The organism is Chishuiella sp., from assembly GCF_032109125.1.
Classification (GTDB): Bacteria; Bacteroidota; Bacteroidia; order Flavobacteriales; family Weeksellaceae; genus Empedobacter.
The window spans coordinates 1-3,643 of sequence record NZ_DAMCLZ010000031.1 but is presented as its reverse complement, the minus strand read 5'-3'; the positions used below and the strand labels follow the sequence as shown (position 1 = coordinate 3,643).

General features: G+C 32.2%; 2 protein-coding genes. Both read right to left on the bottom strand.

The genetic code is table 11. The annotated features are described in order from the left end of the window. On the bottom strand, nucleotides 1–2,624 hold a 2,624-nt coding region (locus RT575_RS15535), incomplete at its 3' end, for a DUF6443 domain-containing protein (protein WP_313582042.1). An 11-nt stretch (nucleotides 2,625–2,635) separates the two neighbouring features. Next, nucleotides 2,636–3,355, bottom strand: a complete 720-nt coding sequence (locus RT575_RS15530; protein WP_291100314.1) for a hypothetical protein — start codon at nucleotides 3,353–3,355, stop codon at nucleotides 2,636–2,638. Between the last annotated feature and the right edge of the window lie 288 nt (nucleotides 3,356–3,643).

Here is a 3,643-nt window from a genome sequence, read left to right as displayed (position 1 = left end):
TCATACAAATTCAGCCCAAGTTCATCTTGTAGTTCTTTGCCGTTGTATTTGTATTTATAGTTAGTATTCGCAAGATTGGTATTGTTGTATCCACTATGTTTCAATCCAAAAGGATAATAGTTGTTCTCCTCCAATATTTTTAACGAGCCATTTGCTTCTTTTTGATAACTCAATCTTACATTACCCAAATGATCGGTGTAATTGTAAACATAATTAAATGTTGTACCATCTGTTACATTTACATAGCCTTCTGCTGTTGGAAAAAATTGTAATACACTATTTTGATACTGAAAACCTCCTAAGTAATCTGTAGTGGTCACTGTAGTACCATCTGTTACAACCTTTCTTAGCTTAACTCCACTTGCATCGTACGTATAGTTAATCTTTTTGGATGCATTCCAAAGAACTTCTGTTGGTAAATTTAAGTAATTATACGTAATTGCTGTTATTTCTTTGTTTAAATCTTTGGTAAGATTACCATTAAGATCATATTTGTAATCATTTTTAGGATCTTCAATTGTTGTTCCGCTGTATTTATTCTTATCAGCGAAACCATCTTCTGTTCTGTTGTCAGAAACATTAAGAAGTTTATTCGAATTAGCTTGATAATCGTATGTTAAATCATCGATTGTAAATAGATTATTGTTCAATAAGTTTCCATTACGTGTAAAACCTTTTATATTCCCATTATAATCGTAGCCTTTTACATATTCATTATAAGCACCAACATTGGTAGAACCTCCTATAAAACCAGTTTGTATTACAGCAAAATCTGCCGTTAACAGTCGATTTAATCCATCATAATCAAATCTATAGGTTTTATATGAATCTTGTTCATTGGTTTTCCAAGAAACTCCAGATATATTTCCATTGAAATGAGAACCGTAGTTGATATTAAATGAAAATAATTTTGGTCTAATAGCTTGTTCTACATCGTTTATATCTGTTAACCAACCTCTAATATTATACTTATAATCTACCGTTTGTAATGGATTAGAAGCAACCGTGTTTCCAACTTTCTTACTCGTCAACTGATTGATTTCGTTGTACGAATTTTGAACAATGTATTCTATTGCACCATTATTAATTTGGTGTGTTTGATACTTTAATAATTCATTCTCATAATATTCAAAACCTTCATTGATTGTTATTTCTGCTCCTATATCCGTTGGTTTGTGCTTGGTAACTGTATGCTTAACCTTTCCTCTAAAATCTAAAATAGATGCGGTTGTTTGATATCCTTTCAAATAATTATCTAAGTGAGAAGCTACTGGACGAATATATTTCGAATCATAATATGTATACGCTTTGTTCCACGTTGCAGTACCTAATACATTGGTATAACTTGCAACAGCTAAACCTTTGGTTTTTGTATCATCAACCCCAACAACTTTTTGATTATCTATAGACGAAGGTGTAACACCTAAATTTTGATAATGATCGTAATAATTAACAGATTGAACGGTTAAGCTTCCGTTAGGAAATTGCGCATTGGTATAGAAAATATTTTGTCCATTATTAGCAAATACAGTTGGTACTCTTTCTTCATTATTAGCCGTTTTTTTATTGTTCAAAGCGGTTTGCATTGAACCTCGTGTCGCTGTATTTTTAAAGAAACCTGAATACACCATTCTTCCAAATTTATCGTATTTAAAGAAAGTCCATCCTTTTTCAACTGCCGTTCGTTGATTGATATCTTGTTGTAAGGTTAAACGATCTTGGTTATCATACACCATAAATTCACGTCCTTTTCCAGGAAGTTGTTTTTCAACTAACCTGTTCTTTTCATCATAAAAATATTGATAACCTAATTCGGCAAGATTATTTCTGTAAGAATTGATATTTCCATAATCGGTATTTATTAATTGTGGTGGAAGAACAAAGGTTAAATTACCATAAATATCGTACACGTAATACGTATCATGATTACCAGACGAATTTAAAGGAGCTACTGTTTTTGATTCGATGTGAATTCTTTTCAGAACAACTCTCCCTTCTTTGTCTTTAAATTCCTCAATAGGTTGACCATTCTCATCTGTTGTAATCGTTTTATATAAAGCTCCTCCTGAATATGTTATAGAATTACTTAACGTTAAAGTTGGATTGGTAGTAGGATCTGCTACGCCAAAATTAAAAACTTCTCCATCTGAATTTGTTGCATATTGAAATCCTATCTCATGACCTGCTCCTTTCATCCAGTCTCTTCCTGGAGCAGCCTGAAATAACACTCGGTTTAAAGGTGAATTCTCAAATGTTTTTTCTGAATAAGGAATATAGTCTCCTGTCGTTTCTAAGTAAAAAGTATCTCCTGTTGCTCCAGTATTTAGTTGATTACTTGCTCCAGAAATAGGAAAAGGCAAATATTCTTTGGCTTGACGCCCAAAACCATCATATTCAAATGGTGTTACAATCGTATTACCTGTAGGTGAAGCACCTACTTGCAAGGCTTGTTTTTCACGTCCTAGACCATCAAAATAAACAACAGTTTCTTTCTTTTCAGAACAATCGGCTTTTAAACATTCGACTGTTTTAATGTAATTCTCCGTAGAGGTTTGTGCATATACACTACCACTTCCTAAAGTCAGAAGCGTACCGTATATAAAATTTTTATAAAAGTGTTTCATCTCGCTATAGCTTAAGGTTGTTTGTAGTTGTACTCAAAGGTTTTTAATACTTCTTGTTTATCATTTACGATAGATTGCAAACGGTTAGCTGCATCATAGTTGTAATATTCTGTTTGTCCGTTTGGCCCTGTAATACTCGTGACACCAACAAGAGGTTGATAGATATAAGAAGTGATCATAGCTTGAGGTAATGCTGTTCGTAAACTAGCAAAAGAATCTTTCGTTAAAGTACCATTGTTGCTTGCTATTTCTAAATTTTGAATAAAACTACTAACCTCTGATAAAGAAGCTCCTTCTATTTTAGCGATAGGATATTGACCGCCATATCCCCAAATAATAGAAACAGGAATTCCATTTTCTAAAGTATATTGTGTAAGATTACCTTTAGCATCATAACTGGTGTAAGTTATTTTTCGGTCGGCTGTAGTTTTAATATTGACACCATTTCCTTTCTTTTGATGAACAGCAGCTTTCTGAACGATTCCATTGAATAAATTATATTGATTATGAACTTCAGAAATATATACGCCATCAACACTTTGTTTGACAACAACTGGCTCTGCAATGCGGTTAGCATCGGTTAGTTCTTTCATGTAATCTTCTTGTCCAACTAAATCAGGTGGATATTGGTATTCCGTAGTTAATGTTTCGTTTTTGCTGTTTTTGGTTGTTACACTTGCTGGATACAAATGTTTATAAGTAGGTGAATAGTGATTTTCTGTTGTTATCACTATACTATCATTTGGAAAAAAATCAGTTGTTGTTGTTCTAATATTTTGTATCCATGCATTATCTATTGAAAAAGGAGCATATTCAAATTTAGCAAAAACAAAACCATTCTCATCTTGTACTTTTGTAATATCTAAACCATATTCTATTCCAGAATGATTTGGAAGTGCACTTGATGAAAATCTATTTAAAAATCTATCTTCATTGTAATCAAATATAGTTTTTTTTACTATTGTTGTAATCTTCCCTAAAAACCGGAACGTTTAAAAATATAGTTTATTAACTTAGGG